The sequence below is a fragment of the Arthrobacter sp. GAS37 genome (genome assembly GCF_044908325.1).
GTDB classification, from domain to species: domain Bacteria; phylum Actinomycetota; class Actinomycetes; order Actinomycetales; family Micrococcaceae; genus Arthrobacter; species Arthrobacter ramosus.
The window spans coordinates 67,564-92,339 of the sequence record NZ_JBIYDB010000006.1 but is presented as its reverse complement, the minus strand read 5'-3'; the positions used below and the strand labels follow the sequence as shown (position 1 = coordinate 92,339).

Sequence of the window (24,776 nt, the reverse complement as noted above, 5' to 3'; positions counted from 1 at the left end):
GCAATCACTCGTGAATTCACAAGGAAAGAGCTTCATTGGAAGCGGGGGGCTTCGAAAAGCTGTGGCGTTGGCCGTCGGACTGCCGGTTCTGCTCTCCTCGGTGGCTTTGACACCCGCTCAAGCTGCGCCCGCTTCCGGCTCAACGGTCTTCGGATCAACGGTTGCGGGGGTTGCCCGGAATGTCGACCCCAAGTCTTACCAGGATGGTCGCTACGTAGTGGTGCTGGCAGAGAAGCCAGCGGCCACTTACGACGGCGGAACGCCCGGCTATGTGCCCACCAAGCCGCAGGCAGGCAAGAAGCTTGACGTCGGCAGGGCCGAAGTGAAGCAGTACCAGGCCCACTTGCAGCAGAAGCAGCAGGACATGGCCAAGCAGCAGAACGTGAGCATCAATCGCGACTACACCACAGCCATCAACGGCTTTAGCGCCACCCTTTCCGCGAACCAGGCCGTCAATCTGGCGAAGAACCCCGATGTTCTCCTCGTGGCCCCGGACACGCAGTCCGCTCCTGACTACTCCACCACCGATTTCCTCAACCTCAGCGGACCGAACGGCGTGTGGAATACCCAGTTCGGAGGCCAGGACCAGGCCGGCAAGGGCACTGTGGTGGGCGTCATCGACACCGGCTACACGCCCACAAGCAAGTTCTTCGCCGGCGATGCCGTCCAGCCGCTGGTCGGGGACCCCCAGGTGGGCGTCCCGTACCGCACGAATGACGGCAAGATCGCCATGCTGAAGGCCAACGGAGATACCTTCGTAGGCGAATGCCAGAAAGGTACCGACACCGGGGCGGCCTTTGACGGCACTGCCTGCAATTCCAAAGTCCTCGCTGCCCACTACTTCGCAGATGCCTTCCTCCAGTCGGTTCCTCCAGCCCAACGGGCACCCCAGGAACAGCTCTCGCCCATCGACGTCGCGAGCCACGGTACGCACACGGCCAGCACCGCCGCAGGCAACTCCGGTGTGGAAACGTTCGTGGATGGCCGCAGCTTCGGAAAGACGAGCGGCGTGGCACCAGCTGCCAAGCTCTCCATTTACAAGATCTGCTGGGAAGACACCAACCCCAATTCGGGCGGCTGCTACAGTTCGGCGGCCATAGCCGCCATTGACCAGGCCATTGCCGACGGCGTGGACGTCCTGAATTACTCCATTTCCGGCGCTACGGACACCACCACGGACCCGGTCTCGCTGGCGTTCCTCTCTGCCGCGTCGGCCGGCATCTTTGTGGCAGCGTCCGCCGGTAACTCCGGCCCGCAGGCCAGCACCGTCAACCACGGCGCACCCTGGATGACCACGGTTGCGGCTACTTCCTTCTCCCAGGAGCTCCAGGGCACCGTCGAATTCTCCGATGGCACCAAGTTCCGCGGAGCGAGCATCATGAACCACCAGGTGAGCGGGGCCGGCGTCGTGCTCTCTGCAAACGCCGCCTCAGGTGCCGGTAACGCAGCACTCTGTGCGCCTGGCTCCCTGGACCCGGCGAAAATCGCCGGCAAGGTAGTGGTGTGTGACCGTGGGGTGGTTGACCGCGTCGCCAAGAGCGCCGAGGTGCTCCGTGGTGGCGGTGTGGGCATGATCCTCGTGAACCTCACCAGTTCCTCATTGGACACGGACAAGCACGCAGTGCCCACCGTCCACGTGAACCCCCCGGCGTCGCAGGCCATCAAGGACAAGGTTGCGGCCAACCCGGGACTTACTGTTTCCCTCGTTGACCACGACACCACCGGGCTTCCGCTCGAGGCTCAGCCGCAGATCGCCGGATTCTCGTCCCGCGGCCCGCTCCTCGCCACCGATTCGGATCTGCTCAAGCCGGACGTTTCGGCTCCCGGCGTTGCCGTGCTGGCGGGGGTTTCGCCCATCGGCAGCAAAGGCGATGAGTACGGATTCATGTCCGGTACCTCCATGGCGTCCCCGCACATTGCAGGTTTTGGAGCCCTGATCATGGCGAAGAATCCCGATTGGTCACCGGCGGCGGTCAAGTCGGCCATGATGACGACGGCGAGTGACGTCAAGCTGGCCGATGGAAGCAAGAACCAGGACGTCTTCGCCACCGGTGCGGGAGAGATGAACCCTGCCGGCGTGCTGGAACCGGGCCTGGTCTACGATGCCGGAACCGATGACTACCTGAAGTTCATCCAGGGCACCGGCGTCGATCTCGGCAAGCCGGGACTTGGCTCGACACTGCCGCGCGACATGAACCTTCCGTCGTTCGCCCTGGGTAACCTCGCGGGCAAGATCGAGGTCACTCGCACCGTCACCGCGCTGACCCCGGGACAGTACCGGGCCACAGTCAATGTCCCTGGGGTTGACGTCAAGGTCACCCCGTCCGTGCTGAATTTCAGCGAAGTCGGCCAGAAGAAGACCTTCACGGTGACCTTCGAAAACAAGAGCGCGGCACTGGGTACTTTCGCGATGGGATCTCTGAAGTGGGAAGGCGCCAACAAGTCGGTGGTCTCTCCGATTGCGGTCCGTCCGCAGTCGGTACTGGCATCCAAGAGCGTCGCCTTCACGTCCCAGCAGGCAAGCGGATCGGCGGACATCAATATCGTCTCCGGTTCCGACTCACCCACGGCCGTGACCATTGACGGTCTCTCCAAGGCTGATTCCTCGGCCGCGGAGCTTGTTCCCGGTCCTGTGGCTGTGGCGAACAATGCCTCGAACTTCGTCAAGACCGCTACAGTTGCCCCCGGAACCGCGTTCGCGAAGTTCTCGGTGATTTCCTCCGATCCCACGGCGGATTTCGATCTGTATGTTCTGTCGCCGTCGGGTCAGTTGTTCACGGCAGCGACACCCAGTGCCAGTGAGTCGCTCTCGCTCGACAACCCGGAGCCTGGGACGTACACCATCATCGCGAACCTGTATGCCAGCCCCAACAACCGGCCCACCAAGGCCAGCGTTGATGCCGCGATCCTGGGCGCAAACCAAGGCAACGCCACGGTCACGCCCAACCCGATCAACATGAAGAACGGCAAATCCGGGAAGCTCACCTTCGCGTGGAACATCCTGACGCCGGGTTCCTACATCGGCCGACTCACGTTTGCCGGCACCAGTTCGCCGACGTTTGTGTCCGTTCTGGTCTCGGCAAACGGCAGCGTGTCCGTCGTGCCGAAGGATGACCAAGAAGGCCAGCACGGCAAGGGCAAACTTCAGAATGAAGGGGAGGACCAGTCAAACAACGCGCTTTAGTGCGGCGGTGATGGTCTGACAGAAATGCAAGAAAGCGGCCGGCGGGATATCCCGCCGGCCGCTTTCTTGTTACCCCCGGACGCCCGCTCACATATATGGCCCTTTTGGCGGACGCCCGCTCACATATGAGCCCAAACGGTGGCACCCTCTTGCAGCTGGTGTGAGCGAGCGTCGGGTTGGGGACCGTCATATGTGAGCGAGCGTCGGGTTCGGGACCGTCATATGTGAGCGAGCGTTGGACTAGATGTTTCCTGTGGATCCTGCCACGCCGCCAAGGAGTGCGGCCATGGTGCGCCAACGGGCGATCTCGCAGCCGTCTGTCCGGCTGAAGCGGCTGCTGACCTCGCGACCGCGGAACCGGCCCGTCACCAACGCCACTTGCGGACCGCCGTACTGCTGGGTGCAAATCCTGTCCGGCCGGGGAACCGGAAAGAAGATCTCTTCGCCGAATTGCTCGACGGCGGCAAGCGCCGCGCGGGGGTCCGGAAGGGTCGAGCCTTCGGAGATTTCGCCGCCGGAACCGAGCAGGACGAACTCATAGTCCACGGCGCCTGGTGCCTCTGTCAGCGTGATGGTGAGTTCGACGTCGTACTTTCCATTGCTTGAAGTCATCGCTGTCCTTCGTGAGACGGTGCTTGTACCAGGAGTTCCAGGAGCGGTTGCATTTCGTCGAGGACCCGCGCACGGAGCGCCTGGGCCTCGGCAGCGAATGCCCTCTGATACTCAACGTACTCCGCCTTGCCTTGGGGTGTCTCGATCCTGATGGCCTGGTATCCCCACTCTTCAAGGTCGTAGGGCGAGGCCTGCATGTCCATGGCCCGGATCCGCCAGGACAGTTCGAAGCAGTCCATGACCAGTTCGCTCGGCAGGGCCGGCGTCAGCTTGTACGCCCATTTGTACAGGTCCATGTTGGCGTGCAGGCAGCCGGGTTGCTCCATGGTGCGTTGGTTGTCCCGGGTGGGGGCGAGTTCGTTGAGCGGGATAGCGTCCGGAGTGTAGAAGCGGAAGGCGTCGAAGTGCGAGCAGCGGATCCGGTTGTCTTCCACCACGGTGTCTGTGCCTTCGGAGCCGAGCCGCAGCTTGAGGTACTCGTGGCGAAGATCGAATTTGTCCTGCCGGTAGACCATGGCCCACTCGTGCAGTCCGAAGCAACCAAACTGGGCGGGCCGCGCAACGGTTCCCCTGAGGATGATGCCGGCGAAACGGACGGCCTCGGTGCGGTCGGCCGCGAACTTGCGGCGATCGAAGGTGACCGCAACGGTACCGGCGGGCAGGCCCGCGGCCGCCAGCGCGCCGTCGTCGAGCACTTGGTAGTACTTCCACCCGGCCCGCTCGGCAGCCTTGGAGCCGGAGAGGACGACGCCGTCGCCCGGGTGCCAGCGCAGCAGCTGGCCGGGCTTCTGGGTGTAGTAGGTGAAGAGGAAATCTTCCACGGGATGCTTCTGGCCTGAGGAGCGCCGGGCCAAGTACGGCTTCGCATAGCGCTCAACGCGTTCGTGGTGGGCAGCCTCCAGCGCGAGCCATTTCTCTTGCGGGAGGTGTCTGTAGTTAAGCTCCGGCACCGCTCGAACCAAGGATGTCGGCGACGGCGGCCCATGCTGAGATTTCGCAGCCGTCAGTGAGTTTGTAGGAGGACTCGACGCCCACGCCGTCAACGGCCCCGGTGACTATTGCCGTCTGGGGTCCGCCGTAACGCTGGTCGCACATCTGGTCGCTGGGGCGGGGCGTGCGCGTGAGCAGGCCCGGGTTCTTTTTCAGGGCTGCGCACGCTGCGGCTGCGGTGGGGTGGTGGCTCTCCGCGGCGGGGACGCCGCCGGTGCAGACGAGCGTGTAGCTTTCAGCGGCTGCCGTGGGGGACAGCTTGACGATGATGGAAAGCTCGGCATCTCCGCGGCCGGGGGAGCTGGGCGCGGTGGGGGAGACCGAAGGAGTCGGTTTGCCGCTGGGAGACGCCGTTTCGTCAGGCAAAAGCCCGGTGGGGCTGCTCGACGGCGAGGACGACGTGCTGTTGCCAGGCGCCGAACTGCTGGGCGAACCGCCCCCGGGGCCGGGCGTGCAGGCGGCAAGACCAGCGACGGCGACGACGGCCAGCACAGACCGGACTATTCGCAGGCGCATGGGGGTTCTCCTTGATTTATGCCAGTTTATCGCCCGTACCGGCAGTCGGGTGCTGCGTGGCCGCGATGAGCCCGGTCATGGCCCGGTGGAGTTCCGCTACTTCGGCCCGCGTGAGTTGGAGCCGCTCCATGATGGTTCCCGGCACGGACGTCGCCTGTTGCCTGAGGGCGGCGCCGGCTTCGGTCAAGGTAATGGCCAGGGCCCGTTCGTTTCCGTGGATGCGGTTGCGGGTCACGAATCCTGCTTCCTCGAGCCGGCGCAGGATGGGTGAAAGGGTTGCTGGCTCGTGCAGGAGTGCCTCGCTGATGTCCTTGAGCGTGCACGGGCTGCGTTCCCAGAGGGCTAGCATCACGAGGTACTGCGGATGGGTCAGTCCCATCTTTTCAAGCACCGGCTTGTAGACGCCCACCACGCTCCGCGACGCCACCGTCAGGGCGAAGCACAATTGACGCTCCAGCAAAAGGTCGTCTTCAAGCGGGGCGGTGGTTTCGGGGGCAACGGGTGTGCTTGCGGCAGCCATGGCTTGCTCCGTTCCGTGTCGCGACCGGTCTGCGCCGATCGATAGTTAGTGCACTAATTGTTAGTGTACTCTTAAACCACAACATCCTTTTGAGAGAGGGTAGACCAGGTGGCCAAAGAGACCATGACCCAGAGATTCATGCGTGCAACCGGCAAGCTGCGGATCATTTTCGGTCCGGCGCACAGTAGTTCCCTGGATCACGAAATGACCGAGGAGAACAAGCGACTCCTCGTGCGGCGCCAGGCCGAAGCGCAGCAATGGGAGACGATCCGCAGGGCCGACGGCAGCACCTATGTGGTCCCCAAGAACCCGGACGACAAATCCCTTCGTTAAGCGCTCCTAGCTCTCAGCGATCGACGCCGACCCGGGCCTTTTACGGGTTCCGGGCGTAAAATTGGCCTCACTGGAACCACTCAGCTCCAACCGCACGGCTGGACCTCGCAGCGGGGAAGGAGGTGGGAATTGTGGGACATGCACTCGATAGCTTCATGAAGGTCACAGATCGACTGCGTTTCTGGTTCGGCCCGGCAACCCGGGGCGACATTGATACGCCCGTAGTCCACAAGCATGACGACTTCGAGACGGCGTCGGAAGAAGACCTGGGGCATTTCGTCGTCGAAACAGACGATCAGGGCCACCACTACGGAATCCGCAAGGAAGGCGCCTGAAGCCGCTTGCGGCTCCAAAGCCGGAGGAAAGCAAAAGAACCGGAGCCAAAGCTCCGGTTCTTTCACGTTTAAGTTCTTCTGATCCCGACGGCGGGTGTCCGGCTGACGTTCCCGACGGCGGTTGCCCGACTGTGCGTTCCCGTCCGGGAGGCGGCTAGCGGCCGGTGCCGCCATAGACGGTTGCCTCGGCGTCGCCGTCGAGCTCGAACGCCTTGTGGATGGCGCGCACGGCGTCATCCAGCAGATCGGCGTGCGTGACCACGGAGATGCGGATCTCCGAGGTGGAAATCATGTTGATGTTGATGCCGGCGTCGGAGAGCGCCTTGAAGAAAGTGGCGGAGACGCCCGGGTGCGAACGCATGCCCGCACCGATCAGGGAAAGCTTGCCGACGTTCTCGTTGTATTCGATGCTTTCGAAGCCGATTTCAGGCTGCGCGGCACGGAGGGCGGTGAGGGCATCGGCGCCTTCCACGATGGGCAGGGTGAAGGAAATATCCGTGCGGCCGGTTCCGTGCGTGGACACGTTCTGAACGATCATGTCGATGTTCGAGTGTGCCTTGGCGATGACCTGGAAAATCGCGGCGGCCTTGCCGGGAATGTCCGGAACGCCGACCACGGTGACCTTGGCTTCTGAACGGTCGTGTGCAACACCGGAGATGATTGGCTGCTCCAAGGCAACTCCCTCTTGAATCGTGATCTTGTCATCGGCGCTGGGTAGGACCCAGGTGCCTTCGTTCTGGCTGAATGAGGACCGGACGTGCAGGGGCACGCCGAATCGGCGGGCGTATTCCACGCAACGCAAGTGCAGGATCTTGGCGCCGGAAGCTGCCAATTCCAGCATTTCCTCGCTGGAGATACGATCGATCTTCGTGGCCGTGGAGACCACTCGCGGGTCGGCCGTGTAGATGCCGTCGACGTCCGTGTAGATTTCGCACACGTCCGCTTCGAGTGCGGCGGCAAGGGCCACCGCAGTGGTATCGGATCCGCCGCGGCCAAGGGTAGTGATTTCCCTGGTGCTCCGGGTCATGCCTTGGAAGCCGGCCACGATAGCGACGTGCCCCTTGTCCAATGCAGTACGGATGCGGTGGGGGTCGACGTCGATAATGCGGGCCTTGCCGTGGATGCCGTCCGTGATCATGCCGGCCTGCGAGCCGGTGAACGACTGGGCGGAGGCGCCGAACTTGTTGATGGCCATGGCGAGCAGGGCCATGGAGATGCGCTCGCCTGCGGAGAGGAGCATGTCCATCTCACGCGCGGGAGCAGAATCGGTGACTTGAGCGGCGAGATCCAGGAGCTCGTCGGTGGTGTCTCCCATGGCGGAAACCACCACGACAACCTCGTTGCCGGCCTTTTGTGCGTCGACCACGCGGCGGGCAACACGCTTGATGCCTTCGGCATCGGACACCGAGGAGCCACCGAACTTCTGCACGATCAGCTGCTTGGTCTTGGCAGGCTGCGCGGTCAGGTCTTCGGTTTTCACATCGGTAGTGGGCAAACTCATGCGCGCACCCTCACTGCTAAATTGGGGATCATACGTTGCGTGGCCAGGTAGCGGCACGGCTACGTGGCTTATGTGGCCAGTTTATCGCCGGGCGCGGCGGGCGGGGGAATTGTGACCAAATCTCGGCCTTTGGGTGCCTGCCGGGTGGTTTCGGCGTGGCGTACGATCAAGAAATACGCAGCCTGGGGGCACGTGGGCTCACAGGAATTGAAGCGTACTTGTTCTGTTTGGGGGAAACAGGTGAGTAGAGCATGTCCATAGCTGAAAGTTCAAGCGTCCCGGGCAATGGTGTCCTCGGCGTATCCGCGGAAGGCGTCTCACGCCGCTTCGGTACGGTCCACGCCGTCAAGCACATCGATTTCCACGCGCCAGCCGGGAAGGTCACTGCGCTCATTGGGCCCAACGGGGCGGGCAAAACGACCCTCCTTCTCATGCTTGCCTCGCTTCTGCGGCCCGACTCCGGAACCATCCGGATCAACGGCCTGGATCCCCTGCACGACAGCGCCGCCGCGCGGCTTCGGATCGGCTGGATGCCGGACACCCTGGGGGTCTGGGAGTCCTTGACCGCGCGCGAAATCCTGGTCCAGATGGCGCGCTTCTACCGTCTGCCCAAGGCCGGTATCGCCCAGCGTGTTGCCGAGTTGCTCGAACTCGTCCGGCTGGACACCCTTGCCGACCAGCCGGCCCGAGTCCTCTCCAGGGGTCAGCAACAACGGCTCAGCCTGGCCAGGGCCCTCATCCACGACCCCTCCGTGCTTCTGCTCGACGAGCCTGCGTCCGGCCTCGACCCGGGATCCCGGGTGGAGCTCCGAAACCTGCTGCGCCGCCTGGCCGGGGAAGGGAAAGCCGTGGTGGTTTCCTCCCATGTGCTCAGTGAGCTCGATGAAATCGCGGACGGAGCGGTGTTCGTCAACCAAGGCCGCACCGTGAAACAACAGACCCTCGAGGAGGCCGCGCTGCAGGGCAGGCGCTACGCGATCACAGCCCTCGACAACGAGGCCCTCACAGCAAAGCTCAGCGAACTCGGGCTGGAGTATCGCGTGGAAGCGGGCCGCCGCCCGTCGGTCACCTTGCTGTTGACCCACGACGACGGCGCTGCCGCCCTCTTGGGTGAACTCGTCCGGTCCGGCGTCGGCGTGGTTTCCTTCGCCCCGGCCGCGGGTGCCCTGGAAGAGACGTACATGAACCTTGATACGGAGAGGCGATGAGCAACGTGACTGAAACCGTGCCGGGTCCTGCGGGACCGCAGGGAGCCACGGGAGGCGGGAACGCCGTCGTCGGCTATCTTGGCGGGATTCGCGACGTCGTGGTGCTCGAGATGAAACAACGGTTGCGCTCCCGCGGCTGGTACATCATGTTGGGCATCTGGTTCTTTGTGATCGCGGTAGTGACGTGGCTGACCTGGCTCGCCTGGAACGCCAGCATGGAAGCGCGTCGTTCCACGATGCCGCCGTCGGCACTGGCGCCGCAGGACGGGGCGGGGTCCATGATCTTCGAGGTCGTGCTGGCTTTCGTGCTCCTGTTTGCGCTGCTTGTGGCGCCCGCGCTGTCCGCCAATGCCATCAACGGGGACCGGGCCGGAGGTACCCTCGCCATCCTGCAGATCACGTTGCTGACCCCGGGCCAGATTCTCTGGGGCAAGTTCTGCGCGGGATGGCTCGCGGCGCTCGCCTTCCTGGCGACGAGTGCTCCGTTCCTTGTCTTCGGAATGTTCCAAGGCGGGCTGACCCCGGGGCACGTCGTGGTTTCCTTGCTGATGCTGGCGGTGGAACTGGCCGTTGTCTGCGGGATTGGAGTGGGGATTTCGGCTCTTGCAGGTCGGCCCTTGTTCTCGATCGTGGTGACCTACCTGGTAGTTGCCGCACTGGTGGTCGGATCGTTGATTTCCTTCGCACTGGGGGCGCAACTGGCGCAAGGAACGGTGTTGGCCAATTCTCCCGCTAGCCGTTCCGTGTTGTATGCGCCGGTGCAGCCGAATCAACAAGGGCAGCCAATTGAACCAGCGCAGCCGGGCTACACCTGCGAGGGGCCCTTGGTGGAGCACCCTGCCGTACGGACCGAACGCGTGGCGTGGATGCTCGCGTTGAATCCCTACGTGGTGGTGGCCGACGCGATTCCGTATCCGGACCGGAGCGGAAGCGTCTTCTACTCCGTCGGCATGATCGAAGGCATCAGCCAAGGTGCCAGGTCCGCGCTCGCCGGCCCGGACCACACCTACCTTTGCGCCAACGGCGTGCCGCAGCCGCAGTACCTCAAGCAGACGACGCCCTTGTGGCCGCTGGGGCTCGGCCTGCAACTGGTCCTGACGGGGCTGCTCATGTGGCTGGGCTGGCGCTCGCTGCGGACGCCTGCAAGCCGGCTGGCCAGCGGCACGCGGATCGCGTAAGCCGGACTGGTCGCTACAAAAGGGCGTTGCGGCGACCCTCGAAGGCCCTTCCGAGGGTAACTTCGTCCGCGTACTCCAGATCTCCGCCCACCGGGAGGCCGGAAGCAAGCCTGGTGACGGTGATGCCGATCGACTTCAGCATGCGGGCCAGGTAGGTGGCCGTCGCTTCGCCTTCAAGGTTGGGGTCGGTCGCGATGATGATTTCCTGGATGGCGCCGTCGTTGAGCCGGGTCAGGAGCTCGCGGATACGGAGTTGCTCGGGCCCGATACCGGCGATCGGATTGATGGCGCCGCCGAGGACGTGGTAACGGCCGCGGAAGGACCGCGTGCGTTCCACAGCCAGGACATCCTTGGATTCTTCGACCACGCAGATCACGGAGGGGTCGCGGCGCGGATCGCGGCAGATGTTGCACAGCTCCTGCTCGGTGACATTGCCGCAGACAGTGCAGAACTTCACCCGTTCCTTGACTGTGGTGATGGCCGCGACCAGCCGCTTCATGTCCTCGGGATCGGCCTCAAGGATGTGGAAGGCCAGGCGCTGCGCCGACTTCGGCCCGACGCCGGGGAGCCGGCCGAGCTCGTCGATCAGCTCTTGTACTGCGCCTTCGTACACAATGTCCTCGTTCGTTTGGTGTGGACGCCGTTCCTGTTCGGCGGGCGTCGCGGTTGGGTGGCACCTTTTGCGGGCCCGCGCAGGGTGTCTTACGGAGTCCGGATGTTAGCGGCGCATGCCGTCCAGCGACCGTTCTTCCAGTAGCTTCCCGCCCAGAATACGCTCGACGGCGGCCCGTCCAAAGACTCCCGACTCCTCGATAGTTTCGTCGTCGGCACTCGGGATGTCTTCCACCGCGGTGCCGGGAGCGACGGCAGCCCGTGCCGGTGCTTTCTCGCGGCCGGCCATGGCTTCCGGGCTGTTCGAAAGCCGTTGGTAGAGGCTCTGCTTCCCGGCTCCCGAAGGCGCCGACACTGCTGCAGGGGCCACTTGGGCAGGGGCTGGCGCAGGGGCTGGCGGAGTGGTTTGTGCGAGTGCGACGGCCGAACGCGCGGTTTCGCCCCCGGGCGTCGCGGCTGCAGGCGACGTACTGGCAGACGATGCGCCCGCTGGCGGTGCACTGCCTGGTGATGTGCCCGCGCCGGAGGCCGCGGGCTGGGGCGCCGACCAAGTGGTTGACCAATCGGCGGCTGGCGCGATGGCCGGTGCTGAAGCCTGCGGCTGGTTTGGAATCTGGGCGGCGGCAGGTTCATAGACGGGACTCGGCGTCGCCGACTCGGATGAACTGGCCTGACCGTCAGGGTCGGCAGGGGTTCCCGAAGCCGCGGAACCAACGTTGGATTCGGTGCCGACCACCCACGAGCCCGGTGCCTGCTCGACAGCCCTGGACCATGGATCTTCCGAGGCCTCGGACTTCTTCTCCGAAGGTGCTTGGGTGGAGCGCTTGCTCTTGGGGGTAGAGCTGGCTGGGACTGAGCTGTTCAGCGCGGAGCCAGCGCGTGGCGAAGGGACGGCAGGCGTTGGGCCGGCTTCCGGGGCTGCCGTGCCGGCCGATCGTGGGGCGGCGGGGCCGGCGGTGGGCATGGCGGTGAAGCCCGAGGACGCCGACGGCTCCCAATCCATGGGCGGTTCTTCGTCCAGAGGGGGAGCGTCCTCGTCCCCTGGGGGACCCCAATCATCGTCCGAATACGAGTAGTCCGCGGACGGGTCCGTCGGTGCCGTTGCGGACGACCCAGCTGCTGAGGCGGACGACGCCGGGGTGGCTGCTGAGGCCGGAGCCGGCCCCGATGTTGCCGATGCCACCGGTGTTGGTGCTGTAGGTGCTGGTGGAGCCGATGGTGCGGGTGCCGGGTCGGCCTTGTCTGCTTCCGGGGCGGCAGGGCTTTGTGCCGCAGGGGCAAGTCCCCATGCGCTATCCACAGCGGACGACACAGCTGGAGAGGCGCCACCCGCTACAGGGGGCGTCGGATCAGCCGGTGCTTTTGGGTTTGGCTCAGAGCTACCTGAGCTGTTGCCGCCGACGACCGAAGTGATCTGGCAGTCGATGCCGATCGTCTTGTGGATGGCTTGGCGAAGGTTCTCGGCATGGTCGGCGCGGCTGAACGCGCTCGCAAGGCCGTCCGTGCTGAATGCCAGGGTCAGAAGTTGGCCGTCGAACTGCGCCACCTGCGCGTTCGCTCCAACCAAAGCCCAGCTGCTGCGCTTGATCTTGGTCAGCGTCTGGAGGATCTCGGGCCAAGCCCTCCGGATCACCTCTACATCGGCGCCACCGGTAGCGGGGCGAGAGGCCTGTGCGGGCGCCGGTTGTTGGGCGGGCGCTGACGCCTCTGCGGGCACTGGCGGTTGTACCGGGGCTGACACCGGGGCCGGTGCTGGCCCCGGCGTTTGGCGTGGCGCGGGCGTTGGAGCCGGTGCCGCCGCGGACTGGGTCCGGTCCTGATCTGCCGCTGGTGGAGCCGATGGCGCCTGTACAACGGGCCGCGCCGCAGGGGCTTGAGCAGGAGCATGCGGAGCTTGTTCGGGAGCGGGGCGGCTGGCGTGTTGCCTGGTTTCATCCACAGGCCAGTCAGTGGTGGACACCCGCGGCGGTGTCAGTTGTTCCCTGGACGGTTCCCCGGAAGCAGGCGGATGGCCCGGAGCCGGAGCGACCTCGGCCGGCGTGGACGAGGCTGCCCCGGGCACGGGTGAGCCGAGCCCGGGTGAGGCGGGAACGGGACCGGCGGCCGCCGTCGGGCGTTCCACTGCTTGATCCGCTGGGCGGGCAGTTGGCGCGGCGGAATTGGAAGAAGCCGAAGCTTCCGGCGGCGCCTGGGCTTCCGCGGGAGGAAGTGCCCCGCCGTAGTTGAGGCGCCGTTCGACGCGGTCGATCCGGGCGGCGATGCCACGTTCGGTCTGCTCGGAACTGGGCAGCAGGATCCGGGCGCAGAGCAGTTCAAGATGCAGCCGGGGCGAGGTGGCGCCCGTCATCTCAGTGAGCGCGGTGTTAGTGACATCGGCGGCACGGGAGAGCTCCGCGGCACCGAGGTTGTTGGCCTGGCTACGCATGCGGGCGATCTGGTCCGCCGGCATGCCGCGGAGGATGGCCTGGGCGCTTTCCGGCATGGCTTGCACGATGATGAGGTCGCGGAACCGCTCCAGCAGGTCCTCGACGAAGCGTCGGGGATCGTGCCCGGTTTGGATGACACGGTCCACGGCACGGAAAACGGTAGCGGAATCGGACGCGGCGATTGCCTCCACGACGTCGTCGAGCAGTGACGCGTGGGTGTATCCAAGCAGCGCGACGGCGAGTTCATAGTCCAGGCCGTTGGGTCCGGCGCCGGCCATGAGCTGGTCCAGTACGGAGAGGGAATCGCGCACCGAACCCCCGCCGGCCCGGATGACGAGGGAGAGCACGCCAGGAGCTACGGGCACGTTTTCTTGTTGGCAGAGAAGCTCGAGGTACTGCATCAGGGGCTCGGGCGGCACCAGCCGGAAGGGGTAGTGGTGCGTGCGGGAGCGGATGGTGCCGATGACTTTGTCCGGCTCCGTTGTGGCGAAGATGAATTTGATGTGTTCCGGCGGCTCTTCGACGATCTTCAGCAGCGCATTGAAGCCGGCAGAGGTGACCATGTGGGCTTCGTCAATGATGAAGATCTTGTAGCGGTCCCGGACCGGGGCGAAGGTAGCGCGTTCGCGGAGATCGCGGGCGTCGTCGACGCCACCGTGGCTGGCGGCGTCGATCTCGATGACGTCGAGCGAGCCGGAGCCGCCGCGGGCCAGCTCAACGCAGCTGTTGCATTTCCCGCAAGGAGTGTCCGTGGGGCCTTCGGCGCAATTGAGGCAGCGGGCGAGGATGCGGGCGGACGTGGTTTTTCCGCAGCCACGAGGCCCGGAGAAGAGGTAGGCGTGGTTGACCCGGTTTTTGCGCAGGGCCGTCATGAGCGGCTCCGTGACGTGTTCCTGCCCGATAACGTCCGCGAAAGAATCGGGGCGATATCTGCGGTAAAGAGCAGTAGTAACAGTCACAGGGGAAACCTACCTATAGGGACTGACATTTAAATAAGAGACCCCTCATGCACCCGCCAGAGCCCATCTACCCTTGCTACCTTCCGGTCCTGGGGGAGTTCAACAGGATGACGCCACATGAGGGGCCGTCGACAAGCTTACCCGAAGTTATCGAGCCCTCCGAATTTGCGGACATGTGCTTTCTGAGAGCCAAGAAATGGACATGTCCCTTCGGCGCTCGGTGGTTCCAAGGGACATGTCCCCTGTGAGAGCCAAGGACTGGACATATTGGGATTATGTCCAGTGCTCGTGTGTTGGGGAGGGCATGTCCAATGGCAGGGGGAGGGCATGTCCAGTGGCAGGGGGGAGGGCATGTCCAGTGGACTAGCGCCAACCGTTCACTGGCCACGTCATGAATGCAGGCTCCTCATACGGGTGGGCTGCGCGCAGGGCCTGCACTACGGTGTCGAGCAAGTCCGCTTCAACTACGCACTCGACCCGGATTTCCGGCACCGTTTCGCCTTGCCCCACGGTTCCGATGAACGGTTCTGCCCCTGGCAATGGAGTGAAACGTCCTGTGCCGGGAGTGGTGAAGGAACAATGCGAATAGTCGCCGATTCTGCCGGCCCCGGCATCGCCGATCGCGGCCAGCAAGCTCTCGCTATGGGATGCCGGGACGTAGACAACGAGGGCGTGCAGTTGGCTCATGGCACCATCCTCCCAGTGGTCGCTTAAAAACAGGTCAGAGGATGGTTCTTGATCTCCATTGCCAAACCGCTGAACGCAGCGGACTATGGGTATGTACACCGATTGGGGCAATCTCAAGATTGTGAGCTGCAGGGCCTGGTTTCAGGGGCTGGACCCAGCAGCTCAACGGAGTGCCGGAGGAATGGACGCATTGGGGGCGTCCATTTTTACGTTTAAGCGCAAAGAGAGCCCGCCCGACACCATGGAAGTCCCGATTGGGCGATGCTGAAATTCTCGGGTACAGTGGAGTCTGCTTTTGATTCAGAAGCATGGAGAATTCGCCTAGCGGCCTATGGCGCACGCCTGGAACGCGTGTTGGGTTAACGCCCTCGGGGGTTCAAATCCCCCATTCTCCGCGTTTGGCCCCGGTCTTTTGGACCGGGGCCTTTTTGCGTTTCTGGGCCCTTGAAGCGAGCTTGCAGGCAGGCCTCGGATTCCCCTCAAGCTGCGTTGTTGAAACCGGGGATTGTTTTCAGGACTGGCCCTTGTTGCTGCCGGATGAGAAACAAGCGCCGGGTTGGCTGCGACGGGTTGGCTGCGACGGGTTGGCTGCGACGGGTTGGCTGCGACGCCCTAAACCCGTTCCGCAGCCACCCGTTCCAGCACTTCCCGGCACGCCAGGATTGCCGGGTGGATCCGGCCGGCGGTGCGCGTTGACGTGAAGACTGTCCGTTTGGGAAGCCCGGGGAGGTCCAGCAGTTGGACCGGCGTGGTCCGTCCCGTCCAGACGAGGTCCGGCATGAGGGCCACGGCATTGCCGGACTCGATGAGCCGGATTTGAGCTTGGAGGTCGGCGGTCTCGTAGCGGACATCGGGCTCGAAACCGGCGGAGCGGCATGCTTGCTCCGCCCAGTGCCGGGACGCCGCGCCGCGCGGTTCCATGACCCACGGCAGCGCAGCCGTGTCCGCCAGCGAGGAGATCGATTCCCCACCAAGGCCAATCGGGGGAGTGGCCAGCCTGATGGCGTCGCTGGTCAGGGTGGCCCGGTCCAGGCCGGGATGATGCGGTGCCGCGTGCCCGGGGTATTGCTCGGCCACCACGATGTCGAAGTCGCGGGCCCAGGTTTCATAAAGCGCGGTCTCCGGTTCGCGTTGGATCATCTCTACGCGCACTTCGGGATACTCGCCCTTCATGATGGTGAGGAAATCCGGCATGAGAGCCAGGGCGGCGGTTTGGAACACGGCCAGCCGCACTGTTCCCGTCACCGTGGAGAGGGATGCCGCGAGATCCGTCTCTGCCCGCTCGAGGGTGGCCAGCAAGGACGCCGCGTGCTCCACAAGGATCTCGGCCTGCGGCGTCAGCTGAACTCGCCGTCCGGACTTTCTCAGCAGTTTCACGCCGGCTTCCTTCTCCAGCAATGTCAGCTGCTGGGACACCGACGACGGGCTGTACTTCATCGCGTCGGCCACCTCTGCGAGCGTTCCGCGGATCTTCAATTCGTGCAGCAAGCGCAGCCTGCGGACATCCAGCATTCGGCTCTCCAGAAGGGTCGAGAAATCTAATGAATATTCTTCAGAAAAGATCGCTTTTCCTAATCTGATTGTAGATCCATACTGATGGAAACAAAGCCCTCTCCGCACCAAAAGGAACGAAGCGCATGAGCACACCAACCCGGGATTCGAGCATCGACGCCAGGACGCAGTCCACCCCGGAATCCAGACACCTCCAGGAGTTGGCCCAGGAAGCCATCCAGCTGGTTCGACACTGGCTCACCGAAGCCTCGAAGGTCCCCGTTGACGTTTCCGCCCAGCGCCTCGCCGGCGTCCTGAAGGACCCGAATGGCCTGGACTTCACGGTGGGATTCGTCGACGGCGTCATCCGCCCCGAGGATCTGTCCGTCGCCGCCCGCAACCTGGCCAAGCTTGCCCCGAAGGTCCCGGCCTTCCTGCCCTGGTACATGCGCGCTGCCGTGCGCACCGGCGGTGTCATGGCCCCGGTTCTGCCGCAAGTAGTCATCCCGATCGCCCGCAAAGTCCTCCGTGACATGGTGGGCCACCTGATCGTGGACGCCACGGACGCGAAGCTCGGCCCGGCCATCGCCAAGATCAAGCAGAACGGCGTCCACCTGAACGTGAACCTGCTGGGCGAGGCTGTCCTGGGTGAACGCGAAGCCAGCCGCAGGCTCGAGGGAACCCTCACGCTCCTGGCTCGCGACGACGTCGACTACGTCTCCATCAAGGAGTCCTCCACGGTGGCCCCGCACTCGCTGTGGGCCTTCGACGAAGCAGTGGACCACGTGGTGGAGAAGCTTACGCCGCTCTACAAGCTGGCTGCGTCGTTCCCCAAGCCAAAGTTCATCAACCTGGACATGGAGGAATACAAGGACCTCAGCCTGACCATGGCCGTGTTCACCCGGATCCTGGACAAGCCCGAATTCAAGAACCTCGAGGCCGGCATCGTGCTTCAGGCCTACCTCCCGGACGCGCTCTCGGCCATGCAGGAACTGCAGGAATGGGCTGCGGGACGTCGGGCAAACGGCGGCGCTCCCATCAAGGTGCGCGTCGTCAAGGGCGCCAACCTGCCCATGGAACAGGTCCAGGCCTCCATCCAGGGCTGGCCGCTCGCCACATGGGGCACCAAGCAGGATTCGGACACCAACTACAAGCGAGTCCTGAACTACGCCCTCACCCCCGGGCACATCGACGCTGTGCGCATCGGCGTCGCCGGCCACAACCTCTTTGACGTGGCCTTCGCGTGGCTGCTGGCGAAGGAGCGCGGGGTGACGAAAGGCATTGAGTTCGAGATGCTCCTCGGCATGGCCACAGGCCAGGCCACGGCCGTCCGCAAGGACGTCGGCAGCCTCCTGTTGTACACACCGGTGGTGCACCCGGGCGAGTTCGACGTCGCCATCGCCTACCTGATCCGCCGCCTCGAAGAAGGCGCCAGCCAGGACAACTTCATGTCCGCCGTGTTCGAGCTCAGCGAGAATGAAACCCTGTTCGAACGCGAGAAGCAGCGTTTCCTCGCCTCGCTCGCGGAGATGGACGACGCCGTTCCGGCCCCCAACCGCACGCAGGATCGCAACGAGCCCGCAGTCTCGGCGCCAAAAGATGGTTTCGCCAACACTCCGGACACCGATCCTGCCCTGCCCGCCAACCGGGCCTGGGGCCGCGCCATCCTGGAGCGCATTCCGGGATCCACCGCCGGCAACGCGATCGTTGAAGCCAGCAAGGTCAGGGACGCCCAGGAACTTGACCGCATTATTGCCACCGCCGTGGAACACGGCAAAGCTTGGGGCGCCATGCCGGCTGCCGAGCGCGCAGCCATCCTGCACCGTGCAGGCGACATCCTGGAATCCCGACGCGCCGAACTTCTTGAGGTCATGGCCTCCGAGACCGGCAAGACGATCGAACAGGGCGACCCCGAAGTCACCGAAGCAATCGACTTCGCGCACTACTACGCCGAGCGTGCCAAGGACCTGGAAACGGTCGACGGCGCCACGTTCGTCCCAGCGAACCTCACCGTCGTGACCCCGCCGTGGAACTTCCCGGTGGCGATCCCCGCAGGCTCCACGCTGGCGGCACTCGCGGCGGGATCCGCCGTCGTGATCAAACCGGCAAAGCAGGCCCGCCGCTCCGGTTCCGTCATGGTGGACGCGCTATGGGAAGCCGGTGTGCCGCGCGAAGTGCTGGCGCTCGTGCAGCTCGAAGAACGCGAGCTGGGCACCCAGCTGGTCTCGCACCCCAGCGTTGACCGCGTGATCCTCACCGGCGGCTACGAGACCGCCGAGCTCTTCCGCTCCTTCCGGCAGGACCTCCCGCTGCTCGCGGAGACCTCGGGCAAGAACGCCATCATCGTCACCCCGCACGCGGACCTCGATCTCGCCGCCAAGGACGTCGTGTATTCGGCTTTCGGGCACGCCGGACAGAAGTGCTCCGCCGCTTCGCTCGTGATCCTGGTGGGTTCCGTTGCCACGTCCGAGCGCTTCCACAACCAGTTGGTGGATGCCGCCCGCTCGCTCAAGGTGGGCTACCCGGAACAAGCCACCACCCAAATGGGCCCGATCATTGAGCCGGCCAACGGCAAGCTCCTCAACGCGCTGACCACCCTCGGCGACGGCGAGACCTGGGCCGTGAAGCCGGAGAAGCTGGACGGGACCGGCCGTCTGTGGTCCCCGGGCATCCGGTTCGGCGTCAAGCGCGGCTCCTACTTCCACCTGACGGAGTTCTTTGGTCCGGTCCTCGGCGTCATGACGGCGTCCACCTTGGAAGAAGCAATCGCCATCCAGAATGAGATCGAATATGGCCTCACCGCCGGGCTGCACTCACTCGATTCCGAAGAAATGGGCGTCTGGCTGGACACCATCCAGGCCGGCAACCTCTACGTGAACCGCGGCATCACGGGCGCCATCGTCCAGCGGCAGCCGTTCGGCGGCTGGAAGAAGTCCGCCGTGGGCGCGGGCACAAAGGCCGGCGGACCCAACTACCTGGTCGGACTGGGCAGCTGGCTCCCGGCTGAGCCCGGCGCCAAGCGCGGTGCCACGCTCAAGGGTGGGGCCGCTTCGATCCTGGCCGCCGCCAAGGCCGCAGGCCCGCTTGTTGAAGCCAGCGACGCAGAGGCCCTGCAGAAGGCGCTCTTCAGCGACGCCGCGGCATGGGCCACGGAATTCGGCACCCGCAAGGACGTCTCCGGCCTGAGCGCCGAGCGCAACGTCTTCCGGTACAGGGCCGTCCCCGTGACCATCCGTCTGTCCGAGGGCGAGAAGCTCGTGGACTTGCTTCGCGTCGTAGCGGCCGGGGCAGTGGCGGGTTCGGCACTCTCGGTGTCCTGCGCCGTCGAGCTTCCCGAAGCTGTTATCGCAGCGTTCGCGGGGCTCGGCGTGAGCACCCGCATCCAGAACGACGCCGAATGGCTGGCTTCCGCGGCAGGCATCAACGGTGGCCGCATCCGCCTGATCGGTGGGGACAGCATCGCGCTGAGCGCCGCGACCGGCGGCCGTCCCGACGTCGCGATCTACCACGGCTCGGTGACCCCGGCCGGACGCATCGAGATGCTGCCGTTCCTGCACGAGCAGGCCATCAGCATCACAGCGCACCGCTTCGGCACCCCGAACCACCTGTCGGACGCGCTGATCTAGCGATTCGTCAAAGAATCCCGGCGGGACGGCCACAAGCCGTTCCGCCGGGCTTCTTTGCGTCTACGCCTCATACCCCAAGCGCCGCAACCGCTGACGGGCGGCCTGCTCGCTGGGGCCGCTGCGGCCCAAGGTCAGGCGTACAACGGCGAGGACCACCCGCGCGGCGAGAATCGACGGAAACGGGATGGGGCCAAAACGGGCCTTTTCCAGCCCCAGCAGTTCCCGATACCGGGGCTCCAGGCTGGCCACGGCCGCGGCGAACAAAATCCGGTAACCGGGTTGCAGCGACGCTTTCAGCGGGGGATATCGGATGAAATCGATGGTTTCCCTGAGCCGCTCGTCCGCGCGGAGATGTCCGGAGGCGTACCAGCGGTCCATTTCCGCCGTCACTTCCGCGAGGCTCAGGGGAGGGTCCTCGACTCCCATCAGGCGGCCGGCCTGGGCCCACTCGCGGATGTAGGCGTCGGCGCCGCCGGGGACCGCGCCACCCCAGATACGGTGCGCCGCCACAAAGGAATCCGCGTAGGCAACGTGGACCCAGCGTAGAAGCTCGGGATCGTTGGCTGAATACTCGCGGGTTTGTCCCTGGGCGTCAACGTAGCTGCCCTTGACGGAGTCATGGACCCGTCGCACGAAATTGGTTGCCGTGTGAGCCGCGTCCATGGAGCCGTAGCTCACGGTGAATATCCAACGGATGGTATTTGCCAGCCGGCCGAGGGGATCTCTTTTGAAGCCTGAATGGTCGTACACTCCCGCCAAGGCGCCGGGGTGCAGGGACTGCATGAGCAGCACCCGGATTCCCGCGACGATCGTGGACATGGACCTGTGGACAGCCCAGACGGCCGAGCCGGGAAGGTGGTATCCGGGGTCGTTTCCCTCCGCAAGCCGCAGCACCCAGTCAGGCGTGGACTGCGGGTGACCCGTAAAAGTCATCCGCAGCTCCGCTTGCCACTTCTTCAGGAAGTTGACCATGGTCCATTGTTGCGCAGCATTCTGTTGGCGCAAGGTGCCGTTTTGTTTACGCAGAGGTGCCGGCCCGCTGTGGAAACAGCGGACCGGCACCTTTCACGCGAGTCCGCTTAGGCTGCGGGTTGCTCAGCGAGTGCCCGACGGCGGCGCGCCGGGGACGCTGCCACCAGCAGGGCCGCGATTGCCACGGCAGCGCTCAGGACCAAACCGGGACGGTATTGATCGAGCATGGCCGCTGCGCCGAGTGTGCTGCTTGTGCCGTCGGCGGTCCCGTGGCCGCTGACGAGGGCTGTCGTCACGGCAAGGACCAGGGCGGCGCCAACCTGGGTGCTGGTCTGGATCAGTCCAGCGGCCAGCCCCTGCTCCGAATCCCGGATGCCAGCGGTGGCTTGGACGTTGATGGACGGGAAAGCCAAAGCAAAACCGATTCCCAGCAGGATGACCGAGGGCAGGATGTCCAGGACGTAGTTGGGTGAGGTTCCAACGCGGAGGAACAAGACGTAGCCCAGTCCCATTGCGGTCAGACCGGTGAGGATGAGCTTCGGGGCCCCGAATTTCTCAATGAACCTGTCCGCGAAGGGTGCGCTCGTTGCCACCAGGAGCCCGGTGGGAAGCAAGGCAAGCGCCATGCCCAAGGGAGACCAGCCGAGCACCGACTGCAGGTACATCGTGAGGATGAACTGGAAGCTCAGGTAGGAACCGAACAGTCCAACCGCACTCAGGTTTGCGCGGGCCACCCATCCTTCGCGAAGGATGCCGAAGCGGATGAGCGGGTGCTTGACGCGGTTTTCGATGACGGCGAAGGTTGCCAGCACGGCAGCAGAGACGGCGAATCCGGCGATTGTTGCCACAGATCCCCAGCCCTTCTCCGGAGCTGAAACCAAGGTGTACACGAGGCCAAGCATGCCGAGCGCGAGGGTGACTGCGCCCCAGACATCATGGCCGCTCTCTTCCGTGGACGGCTTGTCCCGGGGAATGAACAACATGCCAAGAAGCACGACGGCGACTGCGATCGGTACCGATACCAGGAAGGTCCAGCGCCAGCTCAAGCTGGTCATGAGCCCGCCAACCACCAGCCCGAGCGAAAAGCCGCTCGCGCCGAAAGTGGTGAAGATGGACAGAGCCTTGTTGCGCTCGCGGCCTTCAGCGAAGTTGGTAGTGATGATGGAGAACCCGGTAGGGGCGGTGAATGCCGCGGCCAGGCCTTTGACGAAGCGCGTGGCGATCAAGAGGGTCGGATCATTCACGAGGCCGCCGAGGAGCGATGCCGCGGCGAACACGGTCAAGGCGATCAGGAAGATCCGACGCCGGCCCAGCAGGTCGGCGAGCCGCCCGCCCAGGAGCAACAGGCTCCCGTAACCCAGGACGTACGCGGAAACGATCCACTGCAGCGAATCGGTTCCGAGGTGGAGTTCGTGGCCGATGGAGGGAAGGGCTACGCCCACCATGGAAACGTCCAGGCCGTCGAGGGCCAGGACTGTGCACACCACCATTAGCAGCAGCCACTGGGCCCGGGTCCAGCGGACGGCTGTATGGAGCTGCTCGGCAGATCTAGTGAGGGTGCTTGGTGAAGTCATGGAAATCAATCTATATGACACGTCATTCAATGACAAGGAATATGACCCGGAATCTTATGACGTGGACTTTATCTGGGGTTTCGACTAGAATCGGGCCATGGCAACAACGCAGGATCGCCAGCTGGTTGAGCAATGGCGCAGCATCCAGAACTCGTACTTCCGCACCGCGGCCGCGATAGACCGCGCCCTCGAAGCCAAGTTCGACATCGGCCTGAACGAATTCGAAATCCTCGATCTTGTTGCCGAAAGCGTCGACTCTGCCTGCCGCATGAAGGCACTCGGGGAGCGGACTCCCATGACCCAGAGCGCCGTATCCAAGGTTGTTGACCGCTTGGAGAAAGCCGGACTCGTCTCCCGCGTAACCTGCACGGATGACCGCCGCTCGCTGTACCTCGAGCTGACCGACGCCGGCCGCGCGCTGCATTCGGATGCCGCCGTCGAGCACCGCGCGCTGCTGAAGGAGAACCTCGGCGAGTAGCCCGGCACCGTCCGGCGAGTGTTTCGCGGACCGGCCAAGTATGAAGTCGAGTGTTCCCATTCGATTTCATAGCGGCCACAATGGGACAAGCGCGCCCGTACTGGGGATGAGCGCCTGTCTCAGGAGCCGCTGTGGGAAAGCATCATGAGTCTGGCCGGATTGTCGATCTGGTGCTCACAAGAAAGTTTGGCCGGGTCCTTTCGGCCTGTTTCCTCGCTGTCGTGGTGATCCTCGCTTTTGGTTTTCAGGGCCCCCGCCTGGGCGGGCCGGTAAGCGATGGATCCTTGGCCACGGGCCAAGTTGAACCCGGCATGCTACCCACGGATGGTGCCACGTCGAGTGCGCAGGATACCCTGCCACAAAGCCCGTCATCGGCCCCGGTCCAGGCAGGTGACAAAGCCACGGTGTCTTTTGAACGTTCCCCGGTCCAAACCCTCGACAAGAACGGCGTAGGCAATCTCAACGTCTCGTCAAGTTCCCTCGACCGGCCCCCTGCCGGGAAACTCTACGCTCCGCTTGAAGTGCTGCTTCCGAGCTCCCCCTTCGGATTGAGGATCGATCCCTTCACCGGATTGCCGGGGGAGTTCCACTGGGGCCAGGATTTCGCCGCGGCCTGCGGCACGCTCGTCTACGCAGCCGACTCCGGCGTGGTCCGGGCCGTGGGCTGGCATCCGTGGGGTGGCGGCAACCGCGTGGAAATTGATCATGGCAACGGCCTCGTCACCACGTACAACCACCTGCAGGGGATCGCGGTGACCAAGGGGCAATCGGTCCGGGTGGGCGAGGTCATTGCCAGAGTGGGAACCACGGGTTCCTCGACTGGTTGCCACCTGCACTTCGAGACGATCCTCAACGGCGTCTATACCAACCCGATGAACTGGACGTTCCTGCCAACCAAGCAGGTGGATCCCCTCGGCGATATCCCGATGGTCAGCTACCAGCCAGGTTCCGCCACCGCGACCTCGGCCGGGTCCGTCTGGTCCATGCCCGGGGCCGTGCCGACTGACCCGGGAGCCGTGCCCTCCAGGGAGGCGGTGACCGGCGGGGTACAGGAAGCGAAGGTTGTGCCGCCGAGCCCGTCTGCTACGGCCACGCAGACGCCGACGGCGTCACCCACCGGTAGTCCGACGGCGTCACCCACCGCGACGCCGACGCCGAGCCCGACCGGGACGCCAACGCACTCGCCGACTGGCACCCCGAGCGCGACGCCAACGCACTCGCCGACTGGCACCCCGAGCGCGACGCCAACGCACTCGCCGACTGGCACCCCGAGCGCGACGCCGACCCCGACCGGAACGCCGAGCCCGACCGGAACGCCGAGCCCGACCGCGACGCAGGCTCCTACTGGGACGCAAGCGCCAGTGGTGACACCGACGCCCACAGCAACAGTCCCGCCTCCGGTGACCGTACCGCCCACGGTGGCGCCGACGTCGAGCCTCCCCGCTCCGGTACCGACCGTGACGCACACCCAGTCAGCCCCGCCTCCGCCCGCGACGCCGGCACCCAGCAAGCCCACGCCGTCGGCGCCCACGAGCCCCACGCCGTCGGCTACCGCGACCACCAAAACGACCCCT

General features: G+C 64.7%; 19 protein-coding genes, 1 tRNA gene, 1 other RNA gene and 1 pseudogene. 9 read left to right on the top strand and 13 right to left on the bottom strand.

Features of this window, described 5'->3' with window-relative positions; genetic code table 11:
- Positions 1 to 67 precede the first annotated feature (67 nt).
- Positions 68 to 3,184 (top strand): S8 family serine peptidase, encoded by a 3,117-nt coding sequence (locus ABH924_RS07665; protein ID WP_404497973.1) that lies wholly within the window; start codon positions 68 to 70, stop codon positions 3,182 to 3,184.
- A gap of 240 nt (positions 3,185 to 3,424) precedes the next feature.
- Here ABH924_RS07665 and ABH924_RS07660 read toward each other — a convergent pair whose 3' ends face one another.
- The 4 genes from ABH924_RS07660 to ABH924_RS07645 are packed head-to-tail and all read right to left on the bottom strand — an operon-like array spanning position 3,425 to position 5,822.
- Positions 3,425 to 3,796, bottom strand: coding sequence for a serine protease inhibitor (locus ABH924_RS07660; protein ID WP_404497909.1), 372 nt, complete (start codon positions 3,794 to 3,796; stop codon positions 3,425 to 3,427).
- Complete coding sequence (locus ABH924_RS07655) at positions 3,793 to 4,746, bottom strand: 3-methyladenine DNA glycosylase (RefSeq protein ID WP_404497908.1); 954 nt, start codon at positions 4,744 to 4,746, stop codon at positions 3,793 to 3,795. The genes ABH924_RS07660 and ABH924_RS07655 overlap by 4 nt, the downstream gene beginning before the upstream one ends.
- Positions 4,733 to 5,302: an SSI family serine proteinase inhibitor gene (locus tag ABH924_RS07650; RefSeq protein WP_404497907.1), complete on the bottom strand. Its 570-nt coding sequence runs from the start codon at positions 5,300 to 5,302 to the stop codon at positions 4,733 to 4,735. The genes ABH924_RS07655 and ABH924_RS07650 overlap by 14 nt, the downstream gene beginning before the upstream one ends.
- A 16-nt stretch (positions 5,303 to 5,318) precedes the next feature.
- Positions 5,319 to 5,822 carry a MarR family winged helix-turn-helix transcriptional regulator gene (locus ABH924_RS07645; RefSeq protein ID WP_404497906.1) on the bottom strand — a complete coding sequence of 168 codons (504 nt, stop codon included), beginning with the start codon at positions 5,820 to 5,822 and terminating at the stop codon, positions 5,319 to 5,321.
- 123 nt (positions 5,823 to 5,945) lie between these two features.
- Between ABH924_RS07645 and ABH924_RS07640 the strand changes: the two genes are divergently transcribed.
- Complete coding sequence (locus tag ABH924_RS07640) at positions 5,946 to 6,155, top strand: hypothetical protein (protein ID WP_234752634.1); 210 nt, start codon at positions 5,946 to 5,948, stop codon at positions 6,153 to 6,155.
- A 155-nt stretch (positions 6,156 to 6,310) separates the two neighbouring features.
- Entirely contained in the window at positions 6,311 to 6,490 is a 180-nt protein-coding gene (locus ABH924_RS07635; protein WP_234752631.1) for a hypothetical protein, read from the top strand.
- A 154-nt stretch (positions 6,491 to 6,644) separates the two neighbouring features.
- Here ABH924_RS07635 and ABH924_RS07630 read toward each other — a convergent pair whose 3' ends face one another.
- Positions 6,645 to 7,991 (bottom strand): aspartate kinase, encoded by a 1,347-nt coding sequence (locus tag ABH924_RS07630; protein WP_234752629.1) that lies wholly within the window; start codon positions 7,989 to 7,991, stop codon positions 6,645 to 6,647.
- A gap of 251 nt (positions 7,992 to 8,242) precedes the next feature.
- On the opposite strand from ABH924_RS07630, the gene ABH924_RS07625 reads away from it, so the two are divergent.
- The gene (locus ABH924_RS07625) at positions 8,243 to 9,199 is read left to right on the top strand and encodes an ABC transporter ATP-binding protein (protein ID WP_404497905.1); all 957 of its coding nucleotides are present in this window, start codon (positions 8,243 to 8,245) and stop codon (positions 9,197 to 9,199) included.
- Positions 9,196 to 10,377, top strand: a complete 1,182-nt coding sequence (locus tag ABH924_RS07620; RefSeq protein ID WP_404497904.1) for an ABC transporter permease — start codon at positions 9,196 to 9,198, stop codon at positions 10,375 to 10,377. The genes ABH924_RS07625 and ABH924_RS07620 overlap by 4 nt, the downstream gene beginning before the upstream one ends.
- 13 nt (positions 10,378 to 10,390) lie before the next feature.
- On the opposite strand, the gene recR is transcribed toward ABH924_RS07620, so the two are convergent.
- From recR to ABH924_RS07600, 4 genes are all read right to left on the bottom strand, one after another.
- The gene (recR, locus tag ABH924_RS07615) at positions 10,391 to 10,990 is read right to left on the bottom strand and encodes a recombination mediator RecR (protein WP_234752624.1); all 600 of its coding nucleotides are present in this window, start codon (positions 10,988 to 10,990) and stop codon (positions 10,391 to 10,393) included.
- 105 nt (positions 10,991 to 11,095) lie between these two features.
- Positions 11,096 to 14,374 carry a DNA polymerase III subunit gamma and tau gene (locus tag ABH924_RS07610; protein WP_404497903.1) on the bottom strand — a complete coding sequence of 1,093 codons (3,279 nt, stop codon included), beginning with the start codon at positions 14,372 to 14,374 and terminating at the stop codon, positions 11,096 to 11,098.
- Positions 14,375 to 14,407: 33 nt separating this feature from the next.
- An RNA gene (ffs, locus tag ABH924_RS07605) (signal recognition particle sRNA small type) lies at positions 14,408 to 14,504 on the bottom strand.
- A gap of 233 nt (positions 14,505 to 14,737) precedes the next feature.
- Positions 14,738 to 15,061 (bottom strand): hypothetical protein, encoded by a 324-nt coding sequence (locus tag ABH924_RS07600; RefSeq protein ID WP_404497902.1) that lies wholly within the window; start codon positions 15,059 to 15,061, stop codon positions 14,738 to 14,740.
- 310 nt (positions 15,062 to 15,371) lie between these two features.
- On the opposite strand from ABH924_RS07600, the gene ABH924_RS07595 reads away from it, so the two are divergent.
- Positions 15,372 to 15,456, top strand: a tRNA-Ser gene (locus tag ABH924_RS07595).
- 217 nt (positions 15,457 to 15,673) lie between these two features.
- Here ABH924_RS07595 and ABH924_RS07590 read toward each other — a convergent pair.
- Entirely contained in the window at positions 15,674 to 16,573 is a 900-nt protein-coding gene (locus tag ABH924_RS07590; protein ID WP_236814779.1) for a LysR substrate-binding domain-containing protein, read from the bottom strand.
- A gap of 125 nt (positions 16,574 to 16,698) precedes the next feature.
- Here ABH924_RS07590 and ABH924_RS07585 point away from each other — a divergent pair, with 125 nt between their 5' ends.
- Positions 16,699 to 20,178: a proline dehydrogenase family protein gene (locus tag ABH924_RS07585; protein ID WP_404497901.1), complete on the top strand. Its 3,480-nt coding sequence runs from the start codon at positions 16,699 to 16,701 to the stop codon at positions 20,176 to 20,178.
- A 60-nt stretch (positions 20,179 to 20,238) separates the two neighbouring features.
- Here the strand turns inward: ABH924_RS07585 and ABH924_RS07580 are convergent, their stop codons facing one another.
- Positions 20,239 to 21,150 (bottom strand): oxygenase MpaB family protein, encoded by a 912-nt coding sequence (locus ABH924_RS07580; protein ID WP_404497972.1) that lies wholly within the window; start codon positions 21,148 to 21,150, stop codon positions 20,239 to 20,241.
- A gap of 107 nt (positions 21,151 to 21,257) precedes the next feature.
- Positions 21,258 to 22,724 (bottom strand): MFS transporter, encoded by a 1,467-nt coding sequence (locus tag ABH924_RS07575; RefSeq protein WP_404497900.1) that lies wholly within the window; start codon positions 22,722 to 22,724, stop codon positions 21,258 to 21,260.
- A 97-nt stretch (positions 22,725 to 22,821) separates the two neighbouring features.
- Here ABH924_RS07575 and ABH924_RS07570 point away from each other — a divergent pair, with 97 nt between their 5' ends.
- Positions 22,822 to 23,202 (top strand): MarR family winged helix-turn-helix transcriptional regulator, encoded by a 381-nt coding sequence (locus ABH924_RS07570; protein ID WP_234752616.1) that lies wholly within the window; start codon positions 22,822 to 22,824, stop codon positions 23,200 to 23,202.
- Between the two features lie 311 nt (positions 23,203 to 23,513).
- Positions 23,514 to 24,062, top strand: a pseudogene (locus ABH924_RS07565) (M23 family metallopeptidase); the annotation flags it as partial.
- Positions 24,063 to 24,136: 74 nt separating this feature from the next.
- On the opposite strand, the gene ABH924_RS07560 reads toward ABH924_RS07565, so the two are convergent.
- Positions 24,137 to 24,763 (bottom strand): hypothetical protein, encoded by a 627-nt coding sequence (locus ABH924_RS07560; protein ID WP_404497978.1) that lies wholly within the window; start codon positions 24,761 to 24,763, stop codon positions 24,137 to 24,139.
- Positions 24,764 to 24,776: the final 13 nt, after the last annotated feature.